Below are 21797 nucleotides of genomic sequence, written 5' to 3'. Positions count from 1 at the left end.
AATAAAAAAACCCAGGATACGTCATCGTATCCTGGGTTTTTTTGTCTTCTATTCTTAAATATAATTCACAACTTGTAAAATAAGCCTTGCCAGCTCTGACAAGCAGGACAGGGCAAGATTCCGTCTTACACCAAATAAAGAAAAGTTAATAGTCCTTTGGGAGGGCTTACCTGCTTTAATTGCTTAAGTTTAGTAATAGCTAGCAAAAATAGAGGTATTTATCTTTATTTGTCGAATAGTATATAGAGCGCGTATTTAAACTTAGTTATTATTAGAGTTAAGAGTACAGAGGAGAGTGTATATTGACTATTAAACCTAACCATGAAATGAGAGCATTTGAGGCGTGGAATCTATTGGTTAAGCAAGCTAACAAAGAGTCTACAATTACATACAAGGAGTTGGGCAAGGAATTAGATATTCACCCGCGAGTGTCCAGGTATTTTTTAGACTATATTCAGAATTATTGTATTGAGCAGAAAATCCCCCCTATTACAAGTATTGTTGTAGACCAAAAAGGAAAAGTCGGTCAAGGTTTCATTGCATGGGATGCCGATAATTTGCCTGAGGGACAGCAGCTTGTTTTTAATTTCAACTGGGATCATTATCCCAATCCTTTTACCTACGCAAAAGAAAACGAAACAAGTGCACAGCTTACGAAGGAAATCATCACCGGAAAGGGGTCTGAGACTGTGTATTCGAAAGTTAGAGTAAGAGGTGTGGCACAGAGTATTTTCAGGGCTGCATTATTAAAAGTACATGGTAATAAATGTGCATTTTGTAACTTTAAAATAACTGAAGCGTTAGAAGCAGCCCACATCGTACCTTGGTTTGAATCCAGTGATGAAGAGAAACTGGATATCCAGAATGGACTTTTACTATGCAGTAACCACCACAAGTTATATGATAGTGGTGTCTATTTTATTAATACTGACTTTACCATTGGAGTAAATGGGTACAAGTCTAAGTTGGAAGGGAAAGAAATTAGACTTCCAAAGAAAAAGGCTCATTGGCCACGTATTGATTATTTGGAAAAACGACTAACCATGAGCAACGTGTAATACCATTCAAATGCAAAAGACCAGTCAGGTTGCTTCAGATGAAAATCTAAAGCAACCTGCTTTTTTATGGGGTCTATACATGAATCAATAAATAATAAGCATAAGTCAGTTTATTATTTATTTTTTTGGTAAAAACGTAAGATTCTAATAAATGCTTACTATTTGCTAGTTATTTACCGTTTTTGTAACGTATCTAAGAACTAATCGTATGAGACCATGTTTAAGTGGGCTATATCGTATTTAAAACGCTTTGACGAAATGTATGATTAACTCTAGTCTTATAAAGTACGTTAAATAAATCAGTCGGAGGTGAGATCATTTATAATACTGGAGTAAGTGAACTGACAAAATCAACTGAAAGTAAAAAAGAATTTCATTTTCGTAAGCCGGATAAAAGCGACGGAGCTTCTGTTTGGGAATTAATTAAGCATACAGGTGTTCTTGACTTAAACTCTTCTTATAGCTATTTAATGTGGTGTGAAATATTTTCAGAAACGTCTATTGTGGCTGAAAAAGATGAAGAGATAATAGGATTCATTTCTGGTTTTATACACCCGGACAATCCAGATACCCTGTTTATATGGCAGGTAGCTGTAAATGAGTCAGAAAGAGGTAAAGGGCTAGGGACAAGGATGTTGTTTCAGTTGCTGAATCGTACAGCATGTAAAGACGTTCATTACGTAGAGGCAACTGTCTCACCATCAAATACACCTTCTCAACTTTTATTTAAAGGCCTTTCAAAAAAATTGGACACAGAGTGTGAGATTGACGATTACTTTTCATCTGATGATTTTCCTAGTGAAGGACACGAGGATGAACTATTGTTTAAGATTGGACCGATCAAGAAGAAAATTAAATGATAAAAGGATGATTCAATGACAACAGCAGTAAAAACCAACACGACTATGAAAACGTTTGAAGAACTGGAATCTGCAGTAAGAAGTTACAGCCGCAGTTGGCCGACTGTTTTTAAAAAGGCTAAAGGTTATAAGCTGTGGGATGAAGATGGAAATGAGTATATTGACTTTTTTGCTGGGGCGGGTACTCTGAATTATGGTCATAATGATGAAAAAATGCAGGAAAAAATAATTGAATATATCCGTAACGATGGTATTATTCATAGCCTCGATATGGGAACTCCCCCGAGAAAGGAATTTCTTGAACGCTTCAATGAAGTAATCCTTACACCTCGTAATCTTGATTATAAGATAATGTTTCCAGGACCGACAGGCACCAATACAGTAGAAAGTGCATTAAAGATTGCCAGAAAAGTAACAGGTCGTGATACGGTAGTAAGCTTTACCAATGCATTTCACGGAATGACAATTGGTTCACTGTCTGTAACGGGTAATTCATTTAAGCGAAAAGGGGCAGGGATTCCTCTTCATCATACTGTTTCAATGCCATTTGATGATTATGTGGAAGACCAGGATTCAATTGTTTATTTGGAAAAATTCCTAGAGGATAGTGGTAGTGGTGTGGCATTACCTGCAGCAATTATTTTAGAAACTGTTCAGGGAGAAGGCGGCATCAATGCATCCAGAATGGAATGGCTGAAGAAGATAGAAAGTCTATGTAAACAATGGGATATATTATTAATCATTGATGACGTGCAAGCAGGTAATGGCCGTACAGGCACTTTCTTTAGCTTTGAACCAGCTGGTATTAATCCAGATGTTGTTTGTCTGTCTAAATCAATTGGCGGATTTGGCCTTCCAATGGCAATTACTTTAATAAAACCGGAATATGATCAATGGGGACCAGGCGAGCATAATGGAACATTTCGTGGAAATAATCTGGCATTTATTGCAGCGACAGAAGCACTATCCAATTGGGAAACTGACGAATTCAGTAATACAGTTCAAGAAAAATCAATATTATTGAGTAGGGCTGTGGAAATGATTATCGAGAAGTATCCACAATTAAAAGGTGAAGCTCGAGGCAGAGGACTAATGCAAGGGATTGCAGTTGACGTTGCAGGATTAGCTGAGGAAATTTGTGCGGAAGCCTTTACTAGAGGATTAATTATTGAAACCTCAGGTCCGGATGATGAAGTTGTTAAATTCCTACCACCGCTGATTATTGACAGAGAAGGCCTTGAGAAAGGGCTGGAAATTTTAGAAGATAGTATTAAACATGTCCTGGCATAAGCAGTAATGAACATAGTAATAAATAAAATTATAATGACAAAGGGGAAATGGAAATGATCGTAAAATCACTTGAGAACATTATTGGAACTAAGGATGAAACATCCGGTGAAAACTGGACTAGTCGCAGATTTCTGTTAAAGAAAGACAATGTAGGGTTTAGTATGAATGATACACTTATTAAAGCGGGTACAGATAACTTTTTCTGGTATAAAAATCATATTGAAGCGGTTTATTGTATTGAAGGAGAAGGAGAGATTGAAAAAGTTTCAACTGGAGATGTCTATCAAATAAAACCAGGAACTATGTACATCTTAGATGAAAACGACAAGCACAGACTACGTGCCAGAACTCAAATGCGTATGGTATGTGTGTTTAATCCTCCACTCGTAGGTACGGAAACGCATACTAAAGAAGGATATTATCCTTTATTGACAGAATAAAAAAAGGTATAACTAGCTAGTCATAAAAAGCACGGAAGCGTATCTTAATTGGATATGCTTCCGTGCTTTTTTATAAGTATAAATACTCCAATGGGCAGAAAGTTTCTAATAAGCATAGGCATAATTTTGTATAGCCTTTATGTTACTTTTAGTTAGGGCATTTAAAAAGGGAGATGTTAATTTTGGATAAAAAGATAAAAAAGCCATTGCATAAGAAATGGTGGGTATGGTTGATTGCTGTTGTCGTCATTGTGGCAGTTGTAACCGTGGACGATGAGGAGGATGCAAGTGACCCGAGTGTAGAAGCAGCCAGTAGTGCTGTAGATAAAGTGGAAGAAGATGAAAAAGAGTCGGAGTCCGATGCAGAAATAGAGGAAGAAACGAACGAAGCAGCTGAAACAGCCGATGAAAATAAATCCAGCGGGTCGGAAGCAGATACAGAAGCTGATAAAAGCAATAGAATTGATGCCGTGACATATAAAATAGGTGAAGACATCCCAGCAGGTGAATACCTGGTTTTCGCTTCTGGAATGGGTTACATTGAGAGTGCTTCTGATAGTACAGGTGCATTAGAAAGCATTGTATTCAATGACAACCTAATGAATGGGGCGCATTCATATGTGACATTAAATGAGGGAGAATATTTTAAATTGCAAAGTGCTGAAATGTATCCAGTTAAAGAGGCTCCTTCAGTTATACCTGATGACGGTATATACAGTGATGGCATGTATAAGGTTGGTCAGGATATTCCAGCAGGGGAATATAAAATAATATTGGATAGTTCGCTCGGGATGGGCTATCTGGAAGTCAGCTCGGATAGCAGTCACCAGCTTGGGAGCATTGTGACAAACGAAAATGTTCAAGCCGATACTTACCTTACAATAAGTGAGGGACAATACCTGAAGCTGCAGGATGTAAAGATAGAAAAATAATCAGAAGAAATGGAGCATACCACCTGGTATGCTCCATTATTAATTAATGAATTTCCTATTCTCGACCATCAACTCCACGATTACCTCACCAATAATTCTACCTGCCGTTTTGGGAGCTGTTTTCCCTGGTAACCCTAATGCATGTAAGGCTTTAACACCGCGCTTTTCAGCAAATCCAAAATCTGTTCCTCCGGGGGATGAAGCCAAGTCTATGATGAGCGTAGTCTGTCTCATTTCGGTTATCACCTTGGAGTCCACAATTGGGTATGGAATTGTATTAATACAAATGTCGATGCTGCTTATATTTTTCTCCAGGTCACTTAGTTGCATTGCTTCTAACCCCATCTCGGTAATACGAGCAATATCGGCAGCCTTTCTGGCCCCTACCGTAACAGTTGCCCCCACAGCATCAAATAGTCTGGCAACGGTCTTACCAACTCTGCCAAAACCAAGCACCATGACATCAGCACCGTGGACCGTAACATCTGTTTGTTCTATTGCCAGCTTTAATGCACCTTCAGCGGTGGGAATTGAATTATATACAGCAATGTCGTCTCGAGCGAATAATTTAACTAGTTTCCTGTTGTTTGAATGAGCTAGATTATCTAAGAAAGTGTTGGAAGTACCTGTATAGATAATGCAATGCTCCTTTGTTTGAGCCACTAATTTTTCGGAAAGAATAACTGGTTTTTCTGAATAGGTAGCTTCTACTTCCCCTGACAAATCTGTACCTGCTACGGGTAGTATAATAGCATCGATACTATGTAAATCCATTTCATCTAATCTGGTTTGAACAATAGTAGGTTCAGAGAATGATAGTTGATCAAACCCCACTAAGAAAACCTTTGCCCCTTCACTAGATAGTCTAGTTATTATTTCCAGATTTCTGGCATCTCCACCCATAATGAGAATATTAAGTTTGGTTAGCAATGCATATTCCACCTTTCTTTTGTTTAATATTTTTATAAGAATTAACGCATTAATATGTTGATTATTCATAAAATTATATATATTATTATAAATACATTAGCTTGAAGGGCTGTAGAACCCAAAACGTCGAAATAATATATAATTCCTATAATTTACAATTTGGAGGTAATGAATATTAAAGATACTGTAATCTGCAGGTGTGAAGAAGTCATGTTAAGTGAAATTATAACATCTATTAAGAATGGAGCAATCACTACAAAAGAAATAAAATTAAAAACCAGGGCCGGAATGGGCATATGTCAAGGCAGGACCTGTCGTCCTCTAGTTGATAAGATTATTTCTTTTCATACAAAAGTAAAGCTATCTGAATCATCAAGCATGTCGTCTAGTAAACTTATACGGCCATTACGATTGTCTGAACTATCTCAACATAGTAAAAATCTTTGATGAGAACGCAGAATAAGCAGCTCTTAAATTTAAAAACACTACCGAGACGAGAGATTATAATACAATTGCTGGTCGAAATTAACGGACATAGAAAGCAGGGGGGAGTGTCGTGGAAACAGCAGACGCTGTAATAATTGGTGGTGGGGTCATAGGCACATCTATTGCCTATCGATTAGCAGAGACTAATAGAAAAGTGATATTAATAGAAAAAGGAGAGATTGGGGCTCAAACATCAGGCGCTTGTGATAAAGCAATCTTTCTGCAATCAAAGAAACCAGGCTTTCCTATTCAGTTAGCTAAGGCAAGCAGAGATGTTTACGAGAATTTGGAAGAAGAATTAGAGACTTCTGTTGAATTCAAGAAAGGAGGGGGAATGGTTGTAATTGAAGAAGAAGGTCATTTGGATTTTATGAAAGAATTTGTTCTAAAACAAAAAAATGCAGGTATCGATGTAACCTTATTGGATAGAAGAGAAGCGTTGGAAAGGCAGCCTTGTTTATCTCCGGACATTGTTGGTTCTACCTACAGTAAAGAGGACGCAGAAGTTAACCCATTATTATTAAGTCAAGCTTTTGCAGAAGGATCAAAGCGGAGGGGCGTTGAAATACGTACACATACAACGGTAATTGGTATTGATTGTGAACATGGAAGGGTTGTTGGTGTTCAATTAACTGATGGTTATATCTGGACAGAACTTGTTATAAATGCTGCAGGTCCTTTCGCATCAAAAATAGCCAACATGGCAGGAGTTGATCTTACGATAAGGCCTCGACGTGGCGTAATTCTAATTTCTGAAAGAGTAAAGCAAATCGTAAACGGAAGTATATTATGTTCACAGTATATAGCTGCAAAGCATTTAACTAACCGGAATGACAAAAAAGAGCCTCCTTTTGGAATAGGTTTATCATTAGGCCAAACAGAGAGTGGAAACTTGCTTATTGGGGGGAGCAGGGAATTCAAAGGATTTGATAAGTCTGTAGAACTAAGTATTCTTTCCGCTATTGCATCTCATGCAAGTCGAATAGTTCCTTCTTTAAATTCAATACAAATTATTCGTTCTATGGTCGGGTTCAGACCATTTACTAGTGACGGTCTTCCTATAGTTGACGAATCACACGTCAAAGGATTTGTTATAGCGGCTGGTCATGAAGGAGATGGCATTTGCCTTGCTCCAATTACTGGACACTTAGTTACTAGTTTGGTAGAAAAACAAATGCATTATAAAGATCTGTTGGAACCGCTAAAATTGGATCGATTACATACGGTTAGTTCATAAATTTTAAATAAGGGGTTGGATTTATGTTCGAAATTATAATTCCTTTAACTTTATTATTTATCATTGCTTTAGTTAAACAAATACCAAAGATCGGTGGTGATATTAGAGTTGCGCTGATCGTAGCTGCAGTTTCATCCGCAATCATATCAGGTTTAAATCCAGGTGAGACTGTGCTTGCTTTTATTGATGGGATTGATCGATTATCGTGGGTAATCATGTTATCTGTTTTTGGAAGCTTGTATGCCGAATCACAGGTCAAATTAGGTGCAATGGACACTACATTAAATAGTCTTCGAGCTGCTTTTGGTAATTCACCAAAAGGGTTAATTGCTGCCATCTTCATTACGTTAATTATTGCTGGTTCCTTCCTTGGTGATGCGATTGCAGCAGCAACTGTTATAGGATTTCTAGTTATCAATTCGTTAACTGAATTAAAGTTAAAGCCAGAACAAATTGGGATGATCATACTGCTTGGTGCCTCCATCGGATCGATTATGCCTCCAATAACACAAGGTGTTTTTCTCTCTGCTTCACTGGTGGGCACAGATCCTAATCCTGTTATCAAACTCGCATTTATAACGGTTACGATTGGTGCAATAATTGCTATTTTAGAGTCGTTTCGATTTGTACGCGGGAAAAAAATGCCACCAGAGTTAATCCCGGAAAGCTCTGTGCTAAAAATCCTGAAGGAAAGATGGAAGACGTTAATTCCACTCCTTGTATTGATTGCTATCGTTATGGCTAACACACTCTTTGAATACAATATTTTCACTGAATGGGGAATTTTTGCTGTGGTTCTGGAACCATTAAAAGAAATCCCTATCTTACAAGGGGTAACTTTCCAAGTTGTATCCGCAATCATCATAGCCATTTTTGTCAGCTTCTTATTTCCATCTGTTCGAAAAGAAACAAAAGGGGTTTTTAAAAATGGTTTAGCAAAAGTAAGCCAGACGGTACAAATTCAACTTAGCGCAGGTGTGATGGTTGGGGTATTTTATGCTTCAGGTTTGATAGACAAAGTTGCACTAATGACAGAGGGACTAGGGTCCTCTATGGTAAAACTAGGAGGAGCATTTTCAATGGTGGTTGTTGGCATGCTTACAGGATCTCAAACAACATCACAGTCTGTAAATGTTACATTCCTTGGTCCTATACTGGAAAATATGAATGTTGATCCGACATTGATTGCCTTAGGGGCATCCCATATTGCTGCTGCAGGACAAAATATGCCACCTGTAGGCTTAACTGCATTTGTTGTCTGTGGATTAATTGGCGGTATTTTAAATACAAAAGTTGACCCTTTAAAGGTAATGATGTTAGCATTACCAAACTCTCTTTACTTTTTAGCAATCGGGTTACTTATGTGGTTTATTTAAAATGAGTCAATCCAAACTTGGAATTTTAATGTTGGATACCATTTTTCATAGACCAATAGGGGATATTGGAAATCCAGAAACCTTCACGTTTCCAGTCGAGTTTGAAGTCGTCGAAAAAGCAACGATCGAGCGTGTAATGAAAAAGAGTGATTCTAGTTTAATTGAACCTTTTATTCAAGCAGCAAAGAGACTGGAACGTAATGGGGTAAAGGCAATCACCACTAGTTGTGGTTTTCTTGCCCTTTTCCAGCAGGATATTCAAAGGCAACTAAAGATCCCTTTCTTTTCATCCAGCCTTATGCAAATTCCTATGGTGCATCATTTAACGGGTGGAACTGTTGGGGTGCTCACTGCAAGAAAAGAAAGCCTAACGCATAAGCATCTTCAGGGGGTAAATGCTCAACATACACCAATTGTTATGGCAGGAATGGATCACATGCCAGCATTCACAAAAGCAATTGTTGATGAAACACATGCTTTGGACATGGAGGCTGTTTCACTGGAAATGAAGCAAGTTACCTTTAGTCTCTTAGAAGATCGACCAGACATACGCGCTATTGTTTTAGAATGTACCAATATGCCGCCATACAGAGATGCGTTAAGAGAAGCAACTCATTTACCAGTGTTTGACATAACGACGTTGGCGAATTATGTGTATCGCTCTTTTGATTAAATACGCCTTACGTACTTCGTGTGAACGAAATAATTTGTTCATTAACCTCCGCCGGTCTTTCCTCAGTAATTAGGTGACCGGTTTTGTTATAGGATATTATTCTTGCATTTGGCAAATCTTCAACCAACTTTTTACCGATGCACAGTGGCACAACCTTGTCAGCATCACCCCAGATCAATAAACTTTGAGTTTGTATTTTATGAAGGCGCTCACTGCTTAAATCGCCTTCTCTGTACCGTAATAAACGTACCAGTGCCTTATAAAAATCTTTTTCCTTCAAAGGTCTTTTATATTCCTCTATCAGCTCGGGCGTGATTAACGAGTGATCATACAGGACATTTTTCAAGGTTTCACTTACGCTTTGTTTTTGTACTTTATGTTTGGCTACTAAACTGAATAATGGTAAGTAAGAAGTGTATCTCATTAAGTTATTGGCACCTTTGAGATATCCGGAACTTGCTAATAAAATGAGTTTACTTACTCTTTGTGGTATTTTCTCGGCAGTATATAAAGCGATTTGACCACCCATGGAGTGACCAGCAATAACTGCATTTTCAAGCTTAAAGTAATCCATACATTCTATTACAAGTTCTGCATAATTATCATAAGAGTAAATGAAGGTCTTTGATTTTTCACTCCTGCCAAAACCGGGAAAGTCGATGGCAATAATTGAAAAGTTTTCTTTTAATAATGGTATAAGTCGGTTAAATGTATATGTAGATGATACAAACCCATGCAGTAATATTATTGGGGGCTTTCCGTTTAATATATATTCACAATAAATTGTTCCATGAGTTAGTGGAAGCATTGTTTTCGTATATTGATTAAGTTTCAATGTAGCACCACCTGTTTAAGATGTTTTGCACCTTAAATGATAACACCGCCCATTAATTCATGCTATTATTATATAAGTTAATTAACTAGTGGGAATAGAAAAGAAAGAAGGAATATTCATGATATATGAAGCAAATAGTAGCTTGTACAAAAAGATACTTCCTATGTTTGAGGATATGGACGATACAATAATTCTTTCGGGTCTTCAAGGCCATATGGGCTCAGTATGGGTAGATGATCTTGAGAACCCTGCTGTTGCCCAAGTTTTAGTAGGTGATTTTGTATTCTATGCTGGAAATCCAGATACAGAAGAAGCTTTGGAGTTACTATGTAATTTGCCTGAAAATATTTTGGCGATTGTAAACTCGGATGAATGGAAATACCGTATAGAAACAGTACATAAAGGTTCTGTTGAAAAACTTCAACGCTATAGTTTCAGAAAGAATCGTGAAGACTTAGACCGTGATCATTTACTGACTCTATTATCTATACTTCCAGAAGGATATGACTTGAAAAAAATAGATGCATCTGTAGCGAAGGAAGCCTCTTTGCATGAAATATCAGAAGATTTTACAGGTCAGTTTAATTCTGTTGAGGATTATATAAATAGGGGGATAGGGTTTGCTATTATGTTCGGTGGAAAAGTTGTATGCGGCGCATCATCCTACAGTATATACGATGAGGGGATTGAGGTTGAAGTTGGTACAGACCCTGAGCATAGAAAAAAAGGACTAGCAACGGTAGCGGCATCCGCATTGATTGTAGCTTGCCTTGATAAAGGATGGTATCCAAGTTGGGATGCAGCAAATCCAGAGTCTGTGAAGTTAGCAAAAAAACTTGGATATGTTTTAAATGAACCATACGATACGTATTATATTAGATATGAAGGCTAAAAGTTGGTAGAACTGTTATAAAAGGAGAGATGACAATTATGTACGAACTTAAGACGAGGGAAAATGATAGCAGTGTTATCGAATTTATTGAAACTGTTGAAAATCCTAAGAAACGTGAAGATGCATACAAATTGCTAGATATTTTTACAGAAACAACAGGCTGTAAAGCGAAAATATGGGGAACGAGTATTATTGGATTCGGTGCCTATCATTACAAATATGCAACTGGACACGAAGGTGATGCACCGTTAGTTGGCTTTTCCCCACGTAAAGCCAAGATCAGCCTTTATTTCGCGACAGGGGATACAGAGCGGGAAGAATTATTAAATGACTTTGGAAAGCACACAACTGGAAAAGCGTGTGTATATATCAATAAAGTAGCAGATGTGGATGTTGATGTCTTAAAAGCATTGATAAATCGTTCGATAACATTCCTGAGAGAGACTTATCCTGGTAATTTAATTTTTGTTATTGGAGATGGGGGAGAACAATGAAATAATAAACGCCTGGATTAATTAAAACTACCAGGCACTTATATTCATATAATTACTGGCGTTTAAGCCATATCAATCAATGATAGATTCATATACTGTGTTAGAGATCTCTTTAGATAGTGTTCCAGTACTAGGATATGATCCACTCTCTAAAGGGCCGTTATGTTGTTTATTTGTTAGAATGATAATTTGTAAATTATGAGTTGGATCAAAAATAACTTGGGTGCCGGTAAAACCTGTGTGACCAAAAGCTTCTTCAGCGTGTTGATCTCCCATATACCATTGTTGATTACGTTCCCAACCAAAACCTTGACCATACCGTTGGACAGAAGTAAATGTGTTTATAACCTCTTCATCATATAATTCAAAGTTTCCATAGCTTCCATTGTTTAACATTGTTTGTCCAAGAACTGCTAAGTCACGGGCAGTTGAAAATAGCCCAGCATGTCCGGCTATTCCGTTATTTGCATAAAAGCTGTTTCCGTCATTCACCTCACCATGAAGTGTATAATTTCTCCATCTTTTAAAGTCATCAGCATCTTCTTCGACATAGTAGCCAAAATTAGGATCGTCAACCATCTTATATTCATAAGGATTTCCCCACGATGTCGAGGCAATTCTTTTGTTTGTATTAGTAGAAGGGTTAAACATAGTATCTTGCATTTTTAAAGGCTTATATATATTTTCTTCTAAGAAAATATCCAATCGTTGACCTGATACTTCCTCAATGAGAAAACCCAACATCATAAAACTGAAATCACTGTACCGGCGATTGGTTCCAGTTTCATATTCGAGTGAAAGGTCATTAATATAGGATAGAACTTCACTTGAGTTTGATGCGTATAAATAAGTCGGTTCCCATGGAGTTAAGCCTGATGTATGCGTTAACAAATCAGCAATCGTTACAGATTCCTTACCATTTTTACCGAATTCAGGTATATAATCAGACACCTTATCATCAACAGATAGAACACCATCGCTAACCAGCTTCATGATTCCTTGCGTTGTACCCATCACTTTTGTTACGGAAGCTAAATCAAATATAGTATTTTGTGTCATTTTCTTCGGATTATTAACCAATTCACCCATATCATACTTCGTTGCAAAGCCATATGCTTCTTCTTTAATTATTTTATTGTCTTTAGCAATTAATACAACAGCTCCTGGAGTAACACCATTCGTTATTGCTTGCTCTACAATTGTATCGATTTCATTTAATTTGTCTTTGTTTATTCCTGCGTCATTGGGACTCCCGTGACTCAACTTTGGCGTTGAAGGCTTTTGAGCTAAAACTGATTCAGATGGCAGTAGTGCAGCACCGAAAAAGAAACAGATAAATAGAAACATAGGTAGCTTTTTCATAAAAATCCTCCTTAATTAAATAATAATTTAAATAATGGTGAATATACTAACTAATAGCCACTTCTAGTAGTATACCGTAACTATTAACTTATAACATGATTAAAAAGCACTAACATCTAAACTATTGCAACTAATCAATGTAAGCGTTATACTCGGAATATACGATATTTTGTATTTTGGAAGAGGCGTCGAAATGAGTAGGATATGGAGAAGTTTGTTTTCAAAAAATGGATTAGCCGCAAAAGAAATAGCAAAGGAATTATTACTTATTGACGAAGGAGGTAGAATACCTAGAGTTAGTGATTTTGCAACACGTTTATCTATAGGAAATGGTACTGTTCAAGGTGCACTGAAGGTGTTAGATAAACTCCATGCTATTGGTCTTGAATCGAGAGGTCATTTGGGAACTTTTTTAATCAAAAAAGATGTTCTTTTGTTAAAAGAGATTGCAGGAGTTGGTTCTTTAATTGGGGCAATGCCACTGCCTTATTCTTCAAAGTACGAAGGATTAGCGACAGGATTGATCGAGGTCTCAGATCAAATGTTAAATCATATTGATTTAGCTTATATGAGGGGATCAAAGCATCGACTTGATGCGCTGAAGTCGCGAAGGTATGACTTTATTGTCATGTCACAGTTGGCAGCTGAGGAAGAATTAATGAATGATACTAATTTAGAAATAGTTGTGAACTTTGGTCCGCAATCTTATGTTACATCACATAAAATATTTTTTGCGAATAAGTTGGCAACTACTAAGATAATGGATGGTATGCGTATTGGTATTGATTATACATCAATTGATCAATCAACAATTACCTTATTGGAATGTGAAGGTATTGATGTTAACTTAGTTCCAGTCAACTATATGCAATTATTCGATATGTTGCTTGATGGCGAATTAGATGCGGCAGTCTGGAACGCAGATGAGAATAGATCAAAAGAGACGTTTTCAGTTGGGGATTTTCTTTCTGAAAAAGCAAAAGCTCTTGCTGAAAAAGCTGCTACATCAGTTTTATTAATTGAAAAAGACCGCAAAGATATACTGGAATATCTTTTGCAGCTTGATAAAGAAAAGATACTGGACATTCAGGACAAGGTCGTTAAAAAAGAAAAGCTGCCACATTACTAATCTATTTCTTGAAATCTGTAAAACGTGTTGGTTTTTCTTTTGTCGCTAATATACAAAATACTGTATTTTACTTCTTGGAGGGGGATCTCAATGAATATATCAGAATTGGAAGATAGGCTTAACATATTAGTATTGGGAGGGGTAGCTTCTAAACTAGCGAGTAATATTACAAACTTAGCATTTAAAAGATTACTTGATACCTTGGAGCTGGATGATTTAGAACAAGGTGAAATGCTTTTTACACATCTAGCTTCTTCATTAACAAGAATAGAGAAAGGAGAGACGCTGGAGGGTCCGGGTTCTGCAATTATGAATGAAGTAAGGAATTCAACTCATTTTTCTATAGCAGTAAGCCAAATTTATTATATTGAAGAACAGTGGGGAAAAGCGTTACCGCAAGAAGAAAGAGAATATTTATATATGCATTATACGAATGTCATTCAATTAAATATAGGAGGAGAATAACTATGAAAATTGTAATCGGTGGACAGGTAGAAAAGAAAGGTATTGAGGCATTAATAAAGGAGATTGATCCTTCAATTGAAACTGTCGTAAAATCTGATTTGGATGCAGCAATGGAAATTAAAACAGGTAAAGCTGACTATTATTTGGGTGCTTGTCATACAGGCGGCGGAGGGGCGCTTGCGATGGCGATTGCAATGATTGGCAGAAGCCAATGTGAAACCGTTTCTATGCCAGGAAAAAAACCACAGGTAAGCAAGGTGGAGGAAGCGGTATCTAGTGGTAAGAAGGCTTTTGGATTCACTGGGGATCACATGGAAACAGCAGTACCAATGATCATTAATGCGTTAAATAAATATAAGGGGGAATAATTGATGGAGTTGTTATTTGTTGTATTAATTGGTGCCGTAGCGGCAGTATTGGCAAACATGAATATTGCAGTATTTAATGATGGACTGCGTCCAATTGTGGGAGAACATATAGAAGGACGCCTTAAACGTAGAGAACTAGGTTTGACTGCATTTGCAATGAGTTTTGGTTTGGTTGTGGGTTTTGGTATCCCATTTACAATCACTGCGAGCATTATATTAATTCATAGTATTTTATTGGGTACAGATATTATTGGATTAATAACGCCTAAAAATAAGTGGGGAACTCCAGTAGCTGCGGTAGTAGGTGGGTTGTATGGATGGGGATTACTAGCTGGATTAGAAGGCTTTGTAAAACTATTTGAATACTTACCGGTAAATTTTCTTGAACCAATGGGAGAAGTAGGTACTCCAGTTGTTGTTACGTTTATGGCATTTCCAGCACTAGCTGTTGCGATGCAGTTTAGTGTTAAAAAGGGTGTATTAACATTTATTGTTGCAGCTTTAGTAAGGCAATTAGCTGTATTTGTGAATGAAAGCGGATTCTTATCTATAGCTGGAAACCCGATTACTATCAACCAAGAAGGAATGGCCTTGATTGCAGGAATGTTCTTCTTATTTGGTTATGCCATGCGAGAAAAAGCTGAAGAAGGCAGCTCGGTTGATTTAGCTTCTATATTTAGTGAGAAAGTAAAATCAATCAAAAAAAATGTTGCTTATTTTATGATAATTGGGGCGCTTATTGCTGGTGCAACTAATTTACTTTTAATGGCAGGTGATCCTATTTCACTTAGTCTTCTTGCAGAAGGGAAACAAGCAGATGCAGGTATTGCCGCTGCAGCTAGAGCTATAGGATTTATACCTTTAATCGCTAGTACTGCTATTGCTACAGGTGTATACAGCCCAGTTGGATTCACTTTGATATTTGTTGTAGGTTTATTTTCACCGAATGTATGGATAGCTGTAATTGTAGGTGCAATTGTAATTTTCCTTGAAGTTATGCTATTGAGTGCTATTGCTAGATTCCTAGATAGATACCCTGGTGTTCGTAACTCAGGCGAAAACATTCGCAGTGCAATGACAAAACTACTTGAGGTTGCCCTGTTAATCGGTGGTGCAAACGCAGCAAATATGATTGCACCTGGTTTTGGGTTCTTCTTTATTGCAGGTTTTTATTTATTAAATGAGGTAGGCGGACGACCAATTGTCCGAATGGCAGTTGGGCCTGTTGGAGCAATTGCGGTTGGTATCATTGCTAATATCTTAGTTCTCATGGGGATAATGACTATACCACAATAAGGAGCTGACCAAACATGATACAAACAGTTAGAGGAAAGATTAAGAAAGAGGAGTTTGGTGTTTGTGCAGCACATGAGCATCTCTCCATTGATTTATCCAGAATTAAGGGTGATCCAGATACCATTTTAGATGATGAAAAGGGAATGAGTACAGAGCTCGAGAGTTTCTATCAGGCCGGTGGCCGTTCTATGATTGAATTATCAAACGAAGGGATGGGCAGAGATGCCATGCGCTTAGCGCGATTGAGTGGAAAAACAAATATCCACATTGTAACATGCACTGGTTTTTATAAAGATCCATTTATTCCTGATTTTGCAGCCGACTGGAATCGCGATGATTTTTCTAATCACTTCATAAAAGAAGCTAATGAAGGAATAGGCGATACACATATCTTCCCTGGGATAATTGGGGAAGTTGGTACAAGTGTAAATGAAATTAAGCCTATTGAAAAAGAACTGATTCTCGGTGCTGGAATGGCTGCTTTAGAAACAGGGCTGACCGTCTCTACGCATACTTCTCTTGGAACGTTAGGAAGTAAACAAGTAGACATGCTATTTAGTCTTGGTTTACCAAAAGAACAAATTATCATAGGTCATCAGGATTTGAACCCCAACTTAGAAGAAGTATTAGACGTATTAAAATCAGGTGTTTATATTGGATTTGATACGATTGGAAAGAATAATTATAGACCTGATGAAGATCGTTTGTCATTTCTATTGGATTTTATTGAAAGAGGATTCCATAAACAGATCTTATTATCTGCTGATCTAACAAGGAAATCACATTGGGAAAAACATGGAGGACCTGGGTATGGCTTAGTACTCCGGGACTTTATTCCAGCCTTAAAGGACTGTGGTGTCTCTGAAGATATCATCACAGATTTACTAGTTCATAACCCAGCACAAGCAATTTCTATAAAGGAGAATTAACTATGGTCTATGATCCATCACGTTTAAGGTATGCGGATTCGGTTCTTCCTTCGTTGACCATTAAGGAAGCACAGCAACTGCAATTTAAATTAGTCGACAATATGAGTAAACACTTTACAGGGGATCAGTTTCTTTCACTTGGGGATCTAGGTGTTTCTCCACGTTACAAAAAACCTGAGCAAACAGAAAGAGTGGAGCGTGTTTTAGCAGATTTCTTTGGTTCTCAAAAAGCGGCTCTTGTTCGTGGTGCGGGAACAGGAGCTATACGAATAATTTTAAGTACATTGCTTAATGCGGGGGACAGTATGTTTATTCATACTGCTCCTGTTTATACAACAACGAAGGATACAATTCGAATGTTAGGTATTAAGACAAAAGCAGTAGATTTTAATGATCTGCAATCTGTTGAGGAGGCTGTCCGTGATGATGAAGAGTGCAAGATATTTTATATCCAACATGCAAGACAGCAACCAACTGACACTTATAATTTGAAAGTAATAATAGAAATGGTTAAACGAGTGAAACCAGATTTACCTATTGTGGTAGATGATAATTATTGCGCCATGAAAGCATATGGTATTGGAGTTGAATATGGGGCAGACTATTCCACTTTTTCAGGATTTAAAATACTCGGCCCAGAAGGTATAGGAGTAATTATTGGTAAAGAGAAACATATCAACTTGTTACAAGAAAGGAATTACTCTGGAGGCGGACAAGTACAAGGTTATGAAGCAATGGAATTATTACGTATGATGACATTTGCCCCGGTATCACTTGCCACGCAAAATGAGCAGGTTGAAGAGGTTTGCAGAAAACTAAACGAAGGTGTTATAGAAGGAATAGAATCGGCTTATATGACTAATGCACAGTCCAAAAATGTCATTGTAGAATTAAAGTCACCAATAGCGCAAGAAGTAATTAAACGAAGTAATGAATTTGGCGCTGCAACACATCCAGTTGGGGCTGAATCGAAATATGAAATCACTCCAATGATATATCGTGTTTCTGGAAGTTTTATAGAATCTCAACCGCGTCTGAAACAATACGGTTTACGAATTAATCCAATGAAGTCAGGAGCTTCGACAGTATTAAAAATATTGGATAGAGCCATTAACTCAATCAAATAAACTAGTATTTTTCAATATAAAATCAGGAGGTTTCTTCCATGTTTTTAGATGTAACACAACGTAGGAATCCAGAATTAATAAATGCTGGTATAACATTTCATCAAAGTGGAGAAATTCCCCCAAACACCTATTTAGTTGATGTAGATGTTATAAAAGAAAATACTAAAATGCTTGCTGCAATGGCTTCAAAACAAAACATGGAGCTTTACTTTATGAGTAAACAGTTAGGCAGGTTCCCAGAAGTGGCTAAAATTATTGCTGGTAGTGGAATTACGAAAGCGGTGGCTGTGGACTTTGATGAAGGAAAGGTTCTTGCAGACAATGGCATACCTATTGGAAATATTGGGCATCTTGTTCAGCCAGGCAAGCATCAATGGCAAGAAGTTCTAAGCTGGAAACCTGAAGTAGTTACTATTTTTTCGCGGGAGCGAGCACTGCAATTGTCTAATGCAGCTATTACAGAAGGCGTGTGTCAGGATATTTTATTAAAGGTTGTTGGTCCTGATGACAATATATATGAATGCCAGGAAGGAGGAATACCCTTAGCTGACTTAGACTTAGCGATTGATCAGATTCAATCTCTAGACGGAGTTACAATTGTTGGAGTAACTACTTTTCCAAATCTCGAGTTGGCAGAAGATAAAAACGGAATGGTCCCTACAAATAATTTAACAACTTTATTAGAAGCAAAGAAAATACTTGCAAAAAAAGGAATACCAATAAAACAAGTGAATGGGCCAAGTGGTACCAGTTGTGAAACCATACCTTTTCTGGCAAATCAAGGAGTAACACATGGGGAACCTGGACATGGTTTAACAGGAACCACCCCTCTACATGCATTTAGAGATTTACCAGAAAAGCCTGCAATTATCTATGTTTCTGAGGTATCTCATAAATACCGGGAAAATTACCAGGTTATTGCAGGAGGTTATTATGGACGTTCAAATATGAGAGGATGTTTGGTTGGACACGATCCAAACACCATTCATAATCAATATGTACAAGCCCACCAAAGTAACCCAGAAGCAATTGATTATTACGGTAGCATAGAAAGTTCGTCAAGTTTTACGATTGAAATTGGGGACACTGCTATATTTGCATTTCGCACCCAAATTTTTGTGACTCGTTCTCATGTCGCATTAGTTGAAGGTATTCAGTCCGGGGAGCCAAAGCTCATCCATCTAGAAAGGAAGTGGTGACTTATGGCAAAGATGACATTGCTTGTCATTGACAGTTTTGGGATTGGTGCAATGGATGACTGTAAAGAATTCGTCCCATCTGATTGTAACGCGAACACATATAAACATATTCGTGAAGTAAAGCAGGATCAATTGCAAATCCCACTGCTATACCGTATAGGATTAGGTACACTGGTTGATGGAAAGGCTCCTCCGAAGAATGCGTATGGTTATTCAAAATTGGCACATCATGGTGCCGATACTTACCTTGGTCACCAGGAAATAGTGGGAAGCTGCCCCAAAAAATCTACTAAGAGATTAATGAAGGACATTCATATTACAATGAAAGCTGCACTCGAAGAGAATGGTTACGAGGTTTCTTATCCTTTTGAAAAATGCCCGGTCCTACTAGTAAATAATGCAGTTGTTGTAGCTGATAATTTAGAGTCTGCAGTAGGGAATATTATTAATTTAACAGCAGATTTCAAAAGGATGCCCTTTTTTGAAGTGAAAAAAATAGGGCGAATTGTTCGGCAACATGTCGATACTACTAGAGTTATTGCTTTTGGTGGTCCGTATACGTCTATTGAACACATACTTTCTTGCGTAAAAGAGAAGAATCCAGGTCAATGGGGTGTCGATACTCCAAAAGCCAAGGTTTATGGAAAAGGTTACGAAGTGTTTCACATGGGATATGGAGTAGACATTGAAAAGCAATTTCCTATGATAGCCGCAAAAAACCAACTCAAGGTTTATCGTCTAGGAAAAACTGCAGATGTCCTGCATGGGGAAGGTCCAGAAGATCCAATCGTAAACACGACCGATTTATTGCGTAAAGTTACTGCTAGCTATAAAAAGGAAACAAGTGATGCAGCATTTTTAGTAAACATACAGGAAACAGATCTTGCAGGTCATGCTGAAGATGTGGATTGGTACTGTGATTTATTAAATGAAACAGATCAGTGGTTGCAAGATGAGTTTCTACCTGCGATGAGTGAAGATGATATTTTAGTTATCATGGCTGATCATGGTAATGATCCAACGATTGGTCATTCCAATCATACAAGAGAATATGTACCTTTATTAATTGTCGGAAATACGGTAAAAGAAACCAATATTGGATTACGGGAAACTATGGCAGATGTAGGAGCCACCTTCTGTGATTTTTTTAATTTACCAAATACAGCAGAAGGTAAAAGCTTTCTGCATGAGATAAGAGAAGAATAAGTTAAAAAATACTTTTCGAATGCATGGTTAAGCATCTCGAAAAGTATTTTTCTGTTTTGTACTATACTAAGAATGTTTGATTATTATTTTAATTTGTATAAGCAGTCAATCAGGTTTCTATGGAAATGGCGATTATTGCACTTCCGGATCCGGATAATCATACCCTTTCGTATCGACGGTAACTGTTTTCATCCGCTGGTCTTCTAAAGGTTTGTCAGCAGCACCTCGCTCTGTTTCGACAATACGATCAACTACTTCTATTCCTTCTACTACCTGTCCAAAGGCAGCATAGTCCCCATCAAGATGTGGTGAGTTTTCTGCCATGATAAAGAATTGTGATCCAGCTGAATCCGGAGACTGAGATCGTGCCATCGAGAGAACTCCCTTATCATGTGCTAAATCATTCTCAAACCTATTTGAACTAAATTCACCTTCGATAGCATGACCTGGACCGCCTGTTCCATTTCCTTCTGGATCACCACCCTGAATCATAAAACCAGGAATTACACGATGGAAAATCAATCCATCATAGAAGCCGTCTTCAATTAATGATATGAAATTGGCAACCGTATTTGGTGCAATATCAGGATACAATTCAGCAATGATTTCATCATCATTTTCCATTGTTATTGTAACAACCGGATTTTCTTCCACGTTTGGATATTCTGTTTGCTCATTTGTTTGCTCATTTGTTTGTTCATCTGTACTTTCTTCTGCTTGCTTGTCCTCTGTCTGGTTTCCACAGCCAGCCATAAGTAAAGTTACTAATACAGTTGTAAAAAGTAGTTTTAAAGCTATGGTTTTCATTAAGAAATCCTCCCTGTAGTTAATGATGCATGGATATGAATGTGTATATTATAGCATGTATACTTCATGAAAAACGTATACTTGCCAGTTTATTGTTAGAAAGTAAGCCAAAAAATCCTCTCTAATTAATGGAGTTCTTTTTGAAATATTCCTTGACTAACTCTATAAATCTAATTACCAGTGGAGGTAAATACCTGTTCCTGTCAAACAACTAACTAGTGCTATCTCGACATCTTCTAGGCTCAAAACCTCCAATAGCTTGATATGTACATCTGAAAACTCCTTTCTATAGTTAGTAAGTACCTTAGGTGTCCGTAATTTGGAGGATTCGATTACACCAATTGATAATTAATAAGGAATAGATAAAACCCCGCCAATTGGCGAGGCTTTATGCTCGTTCAAATAG

The 21797-nt window shown here is 37.4% G+C and carries 23 protein-coding genes; 19 read left to right on the top strand and 4 right to left on the bottom strand.

Going from position 1 to position 21797, the window contains the following annotated elements; genetic code table 11:
• Nucleotides 1-302 precede the first annotated feature (302 nt).
• The 5 genes from QGM71_RS17090 (at nt 303) to QGM71_RS17070 (ending at nt 4580) form a co-directional block, all read left to right on the top strand.
• Complete coding sequence (locus QGM71_RS17090) at nt 303-1058, top strand: HNH endonuclease (protein WP_327608783.1); 756 nt, start codon at nt 303-305, stop codon at nt 1056-1058.
• 314 nt (nt 1059-1372) lie between these two features.
• Nucleotides 1373-1918, top strand: coding sequence for a diaminobutyrate acetyltransferase (gene ectA / locus QGM71_RS17085; protein WP_327608785.1), 546 nt, complete (start codon nt 1373-1375; stop codon nt 1916-1918).
• 15 nt (nt 1919-1933) lie between these two features.
• Nucleotides 1934-3208 (top strand): diaminobutyrate--2-oxoglutarate transaminase, encoded by a 1275-nt coding sequence (gene ectB, locus QGM71_RS17080; RefSeq protein WP_327608782.1) that lies wholly within the window; start codon nt 1934-1936, stop codon nt 3206-3208.
• Between the two features lie 53 nt (nt 3209-3261).
• Nucleotides 3262-3648, top strand: coding sequence for an ectoine synthase (locus tag QGM71_RS17075; protein WP_327608781.1), 387 nt, complete (start codon nt 3262-3264; stop codon nt 3646-3648).
• Nucleotides 3649-3830: 182 nt separating this feature from the next.
• The gene (locus QGM71_RS17070; RefSeq protein ID WP_327608780.1) at nt 3831-4580 is read left to right on the top strand and encodes a hypothetical protein; all 750 of its coding nucleotides are present in this window, start codon (nt 3831-3833) and stop codon (nt 4578-4580) included.
• Nucleotides 4581-4619: 39 nt separating this feature from the next.
• Here QGM71_RS17070 and dpsA read toward each other — a convergent pair whose 3' ends face one another.
• A complete protein-coding gene (gene dpsA, locus QGM71_RS17065) occupies nt 4620-5510 on the bottom strand; it encodes a dipicolinate synthase subunit DpsA (RefSeq protein ID WP_327608779.1) in 891 nt (296 codons plus the stop codon).
• A gap of 168 nt (nt 5511-5678) precedes the next feature.
• On the opposite strand from dpsA, the gene QGM71_RS21870 reads away from it, so the two are divergent.
• The 4 genes from QGM71_RS21870 to QGM71_RS17050 all read left to right on the top strand — a co-directional run bounded on the left by QGM71_RS21870 (nt 5679) and on the right by QGM71_RS17050 (nt 9282).
• Nucleotides 5679-5957 (top strand): (2Fe-2S)-binding protein, encoded by a 279-nt coding sequence (locus QGM71_RS21870; RefSeq protein WP_407703043.1) that lies wholly within the window; start codon nt 5679-5681, stop codon nt 5955-5957.
• A gap of 109 nt (nt 5958-6066) precedes the next feature.
• Nucleotides 6067-7233 (top strand): NAD(P)/FAD-dependent oxidoreductase, encoded by a 1167-nt coding sequence (locus QGM71_RS17060; RefSeq protein WP_327608778.1) that lies wholly within the window; start codon nt 6067-6069, stop codon nt 7231-7233.
• A 23-nt stretch (nt 7234-7256) separates the two neighbouring features.
• Entirely contained in the window at nt 7257-8609 is a 1353-nt protein-coding gene (locus tag QGM71_RS17055) for a hypothetical protein (RefSeq protein WP_327608777.1), read from the top strand.
• A gap of 1 nt (nt 8610) precedes the next feature.
• Nucleotides 8611-9282, top strand: coding sequence for an aspartate/glutamate racemase family protein (locus QGM71_RS17050; RefSeq protein WP_327608776.1), 672 nt, complete (start codon nt 8611-8613; stop codon nt 9280-9282).
• Between the two features lie 7 nt (nt 9283-9289).
• Here the strand turns inward: QGM71_RS17050 and QGM71_RS17045 are convergent, their stop codons facing one another.
• Nucleotides 9290-10117, bottom strand: a complete 828-nt coding sequence (locus QGM71_RS17045) for an alpha/beta fold hydrolase (RefSeq protein ID WP_327608775.1) — start codon at nt 10115-10117, stop codon at nt 9290-9292.
• Between the two features lie 118 nt (nt 10118-10235).
• On the opposite strand from QGM71_RS17045, the gene QGM71_RS17040 reads away from it, so the two are divergent.
• Together QGM71_RS17040 and QGM71_RS17035 are read left to right on the top strand one after the other, a co-directional pair.
• The gene (locus tag QGM71_RS17040; RefSeq protein ID WP_327608774.1) at nt 10236-11009 is read left to right on the top strand and encodes a GNAT family N-acetyltransferase; all 774 of its coding nucleotides are present in this window, start codon (nt 10236-10238) and stop codon (nt 11007-11009) included.
• A 38-nt stretch (nt 11010-11047) separates the two neighbouring features.
• Nucleotides 11048-11503 (top strand): DUF1801 domain-containing protein, encoded by a 456-nt coding sequence (locus QGM71_RS17035; RefSeq protein WP_327608773.1) that lies wholly within the window; start codon nt 11048-11050, stop codon nt 11501-11503.
• 72 nt (nt 11504-11575) lie between these two features.
• Here the strand turns inward: QGM71_RS17035 and QGM71_RS17030 are convergent, their stop codons facing one another.
• A complete protein-coding gene (locus QGM71_RS17030) occupies nt 11576-12865 on the bottom strand; it encodes a serine hydrolase (protein ID WP_327608772.1) in 1290 nt (429 codons plus the stop codon).
• Between the two features lie 193 nt (nt 12866-13058).
• Between QGM71_RS17030 and yhfZ the strand changes: the two genes are divergently transcribed.
• The 8 genes from yhfZ to QGM71_RS16990 all read left to right on the top strand — a co-directional run bounded on the left by yhfZ (nt 13059) and on the right by QGM71_RS16990 (nt 20584).
• A complete protein-coding gene (gene yhfZ, locus QGM71_RS17025) occupies nt 13059-13994 on the top strand; it encodes a GntR family transcriptional regulator YhfZ (protein ID WP_327608771.1) in 936 nt (311 codons plus the stop codon).
• 90 nt (nt 13995-14084) lie between these two features.
• Nucleotides 14085-14459 carry a PRD domain-containing protein gene (locus QGM71_RS17020; protein ID WP_327608770.1) on the top strand — a complete coding sequence of 125 codons (375 nt, stop codon included), beginning with the start codon at nt 14085-14087 and terminating at the stop codon, nt 14457-14459.
• Between the two features lie 2 nt (nt 14460-14461).
• Complete coding sequence (locus tag QGM71_RS17015) at nt 14462-14827, top strand: DUF2620 domain-containing protein (protein ID WP_327608769.1); 366 nt, start codon at nt 14462-14464, stop codon at nt 14825-14827.
• 3 nt (nt 14828-14830) lie between these two features.
• On the top strand, nt 14831-16123 hold the full coding sequence (locus tag QGM71_RS17010; RefSeq protein ID WP_327608768.1) for a YhfT family protein: 1293 nt from the start codon (nt 14831-14833) through the stop codon (nt 16121-16123).
• 14 nt (nt 16124-16137) lie between these two features.
• Nucleotides 16138-17052 carry a phosphotriesterase family protein gene (locus tag QGM71_RS17005; RefSeq protein WP_327608767.1) on the top strand — a complete coding sequence of 305 codons (915 nt, stop codon included), beginning with the start codon at nt 16138-16140 and terminating at the stop codon, nt 17050-17052.
• Nucleotides 17053-17054: 2 nt separating this feature from the next.
• Entirely contained in the window at nt 17055-18179 is a 1125-nt protein-coding gene (locus QGM71_RS17000) for an aminotransferase class V-fold PLP-dependent enzyme (RefSeq protein ID WP_327608766.1), read from the top strand.
• A 38-nt stretch (nt 18180-18217) separates the two neighbouring features.
• On the top strand, nt 18218-19378 hold the full coding sequence (locus tag QGM71_RS16995) for a YhfX family PLP-dependent enzyme (protein ID WP_327608765.1): 1161 nt from the start codon (nt 18218-18220) through the stop codon (nt 19376-19378).
• 3 nt (nt 19379-19381) lie between these two features.
• Nucleotides 19382-20584: a phosphopentomutase gene (locus QGM71_RS16990; RefSeq protein WP_327608764.1), complete on the top strand. Its 1203-nt coding sequence runs from the start codon at nt 19382-19384 to the stop codon at nt 20582-20584.
• Between the two features lie 132 nt (nt 20585-20716).
• On the opposite strand, the gene QGM71_RS16985 is transcribed toward QGM71_RS16990, so the two are convergent.
• Nucleotides 20717-21391, bottom strand: a complete 675-nt coding sequence (locus tag QGM71_RS16985) for a peptidylprolyl isomerase (RefSeq protein ID WP_327608763.1) — start codon at nt 21389-21391, stop codon at nt 20717-20719.
• Between the last annotated feature and the right edge of the window lie 406 nt (nt 21392-21797).

Source organism: Virgibacillus tibetensis, from assembly GCF_036026595.1.
GTDB lineage: Bacteria > Bacillota > Bacilli > Bacillales > Amphibacillaceae > Virgibacillus_P > Virgibacillus_P tibetensis.
The sequence above is the reverse complement of the archived record's forward strand: the minus strand, read 5'-3'. Positions and strand labels throughout refer to the sequence as shown.

Coding starts and splice junctions, on each gene's coding strand:
- QGM71_RS16990 (WP_327608764.1), top strand. CDS start 19,382: ATGGCAAAGATGACATTGCTTGTCATTGACAGTTTTGGGATTGGTGCA.
- QGM71_RS17050 (WP_327608776.1), top strand. CDS start 8,611: ATGAGTCAATCCAAACTTGGAATTTTAATGTTGGATACCATTTTTCAT.
- QGM71_RS17020 (WP_327608770.1), top strand. CDS start 14,085: ATGAATATATCAGAATTGGAAGATAGGCTTAACATATTAGTATTGGGA.
- QGM71_RS21870 (WP_407703043.1), top strand. CDS start 5,679: ATGAATATTAAAGATACTGTAATCTGCAGGTGTGAAGAAGTCATGTTA.
- QGM71_RS16995 (WP_327608765.1), top strand. CDS start 18,218: ATGTTTTTAGATGTAACACAACGTAGGAATCCAGAATTAATAAATGCT.
- QGM71_RS17040 (WP_327608774.1), top strand. CDS start 10,236: ATGATATATGAAGCAAATAGTAGCTTGTACAAAAAGATACTTCCTATG.
- QGM71_RS17000 (WP_327608766.1), top strand. CDS start 17,055: ATGGTCTATGATCCATCACGTTTAAGGTATGCGGATTCGGTTCTTCCT.
- QGM71_RS16985 (WP_327608763.1), bottom strand. CDS start 21,391: ATGAAAACCATAGCTTTAAAACTACTTTTTACAACTGTATTAGTAACT.
- QGM71_RS17015 (WP_327608769.1), top strand. CDS start 14,462: ATGAAAATTGTAATCGGTGGACAGGTAGAAAAGAAAGGTATTGAGGCA.
- ectB (WP_327608782.1), top strand. CDS start 1,934: ATGACAACAGCAGTAAAAACCAACACGACTATGAAAACGTTTGAAGAA.
- yhfZ (WP_327608771.1), top strand. CDS start 13,059: ATGAGTAGGATATGGAGAAGTTTGTTTTCAAAAAATGGATTAGCCGCA.
- QGM71_RS17055 (WP_327608777.1), top strand. CDS start 7,257: ATGTTCGAAATTATAATTCCTTTAACTTTATTATTTATCATTGCTTTA.
- QGM71_RS17035 (WP_327608773.1), top strand. CDS start 11,048: ATGTACGAACTTAAGACGAGGGAAAATGATAGCAGTGTTATCGAATTT.
- QGM71_RS17030 (WP_327608772.1), bottom strand. CDS start 12,865: ATGAAAAAGCTACCTATGTTTCTATTTATCTGTTTCTTTTTCGGTGCT.
- QGM71_RS17010 (WP_327608768.1), top strand. CDS start 14,831: ATGGAGTTGTTATTTGTTGTATTAATTGGTGCCGTAGCGGCAGTATTG.
- QGM71_RS17075 (WP_327608781.1), top strand. CDS start 3,262: ATGATCGTAAAATCACTTGAGAACATTATTGGAACTAAGGATGAAACA.
- QGM71_RS17005 (WP_327608767.1), top strand. CDS start 16,138: ATGATACAAACAGTTAGAGGAAAGATTAAGAAAGAGGAGTTTGGTGTT.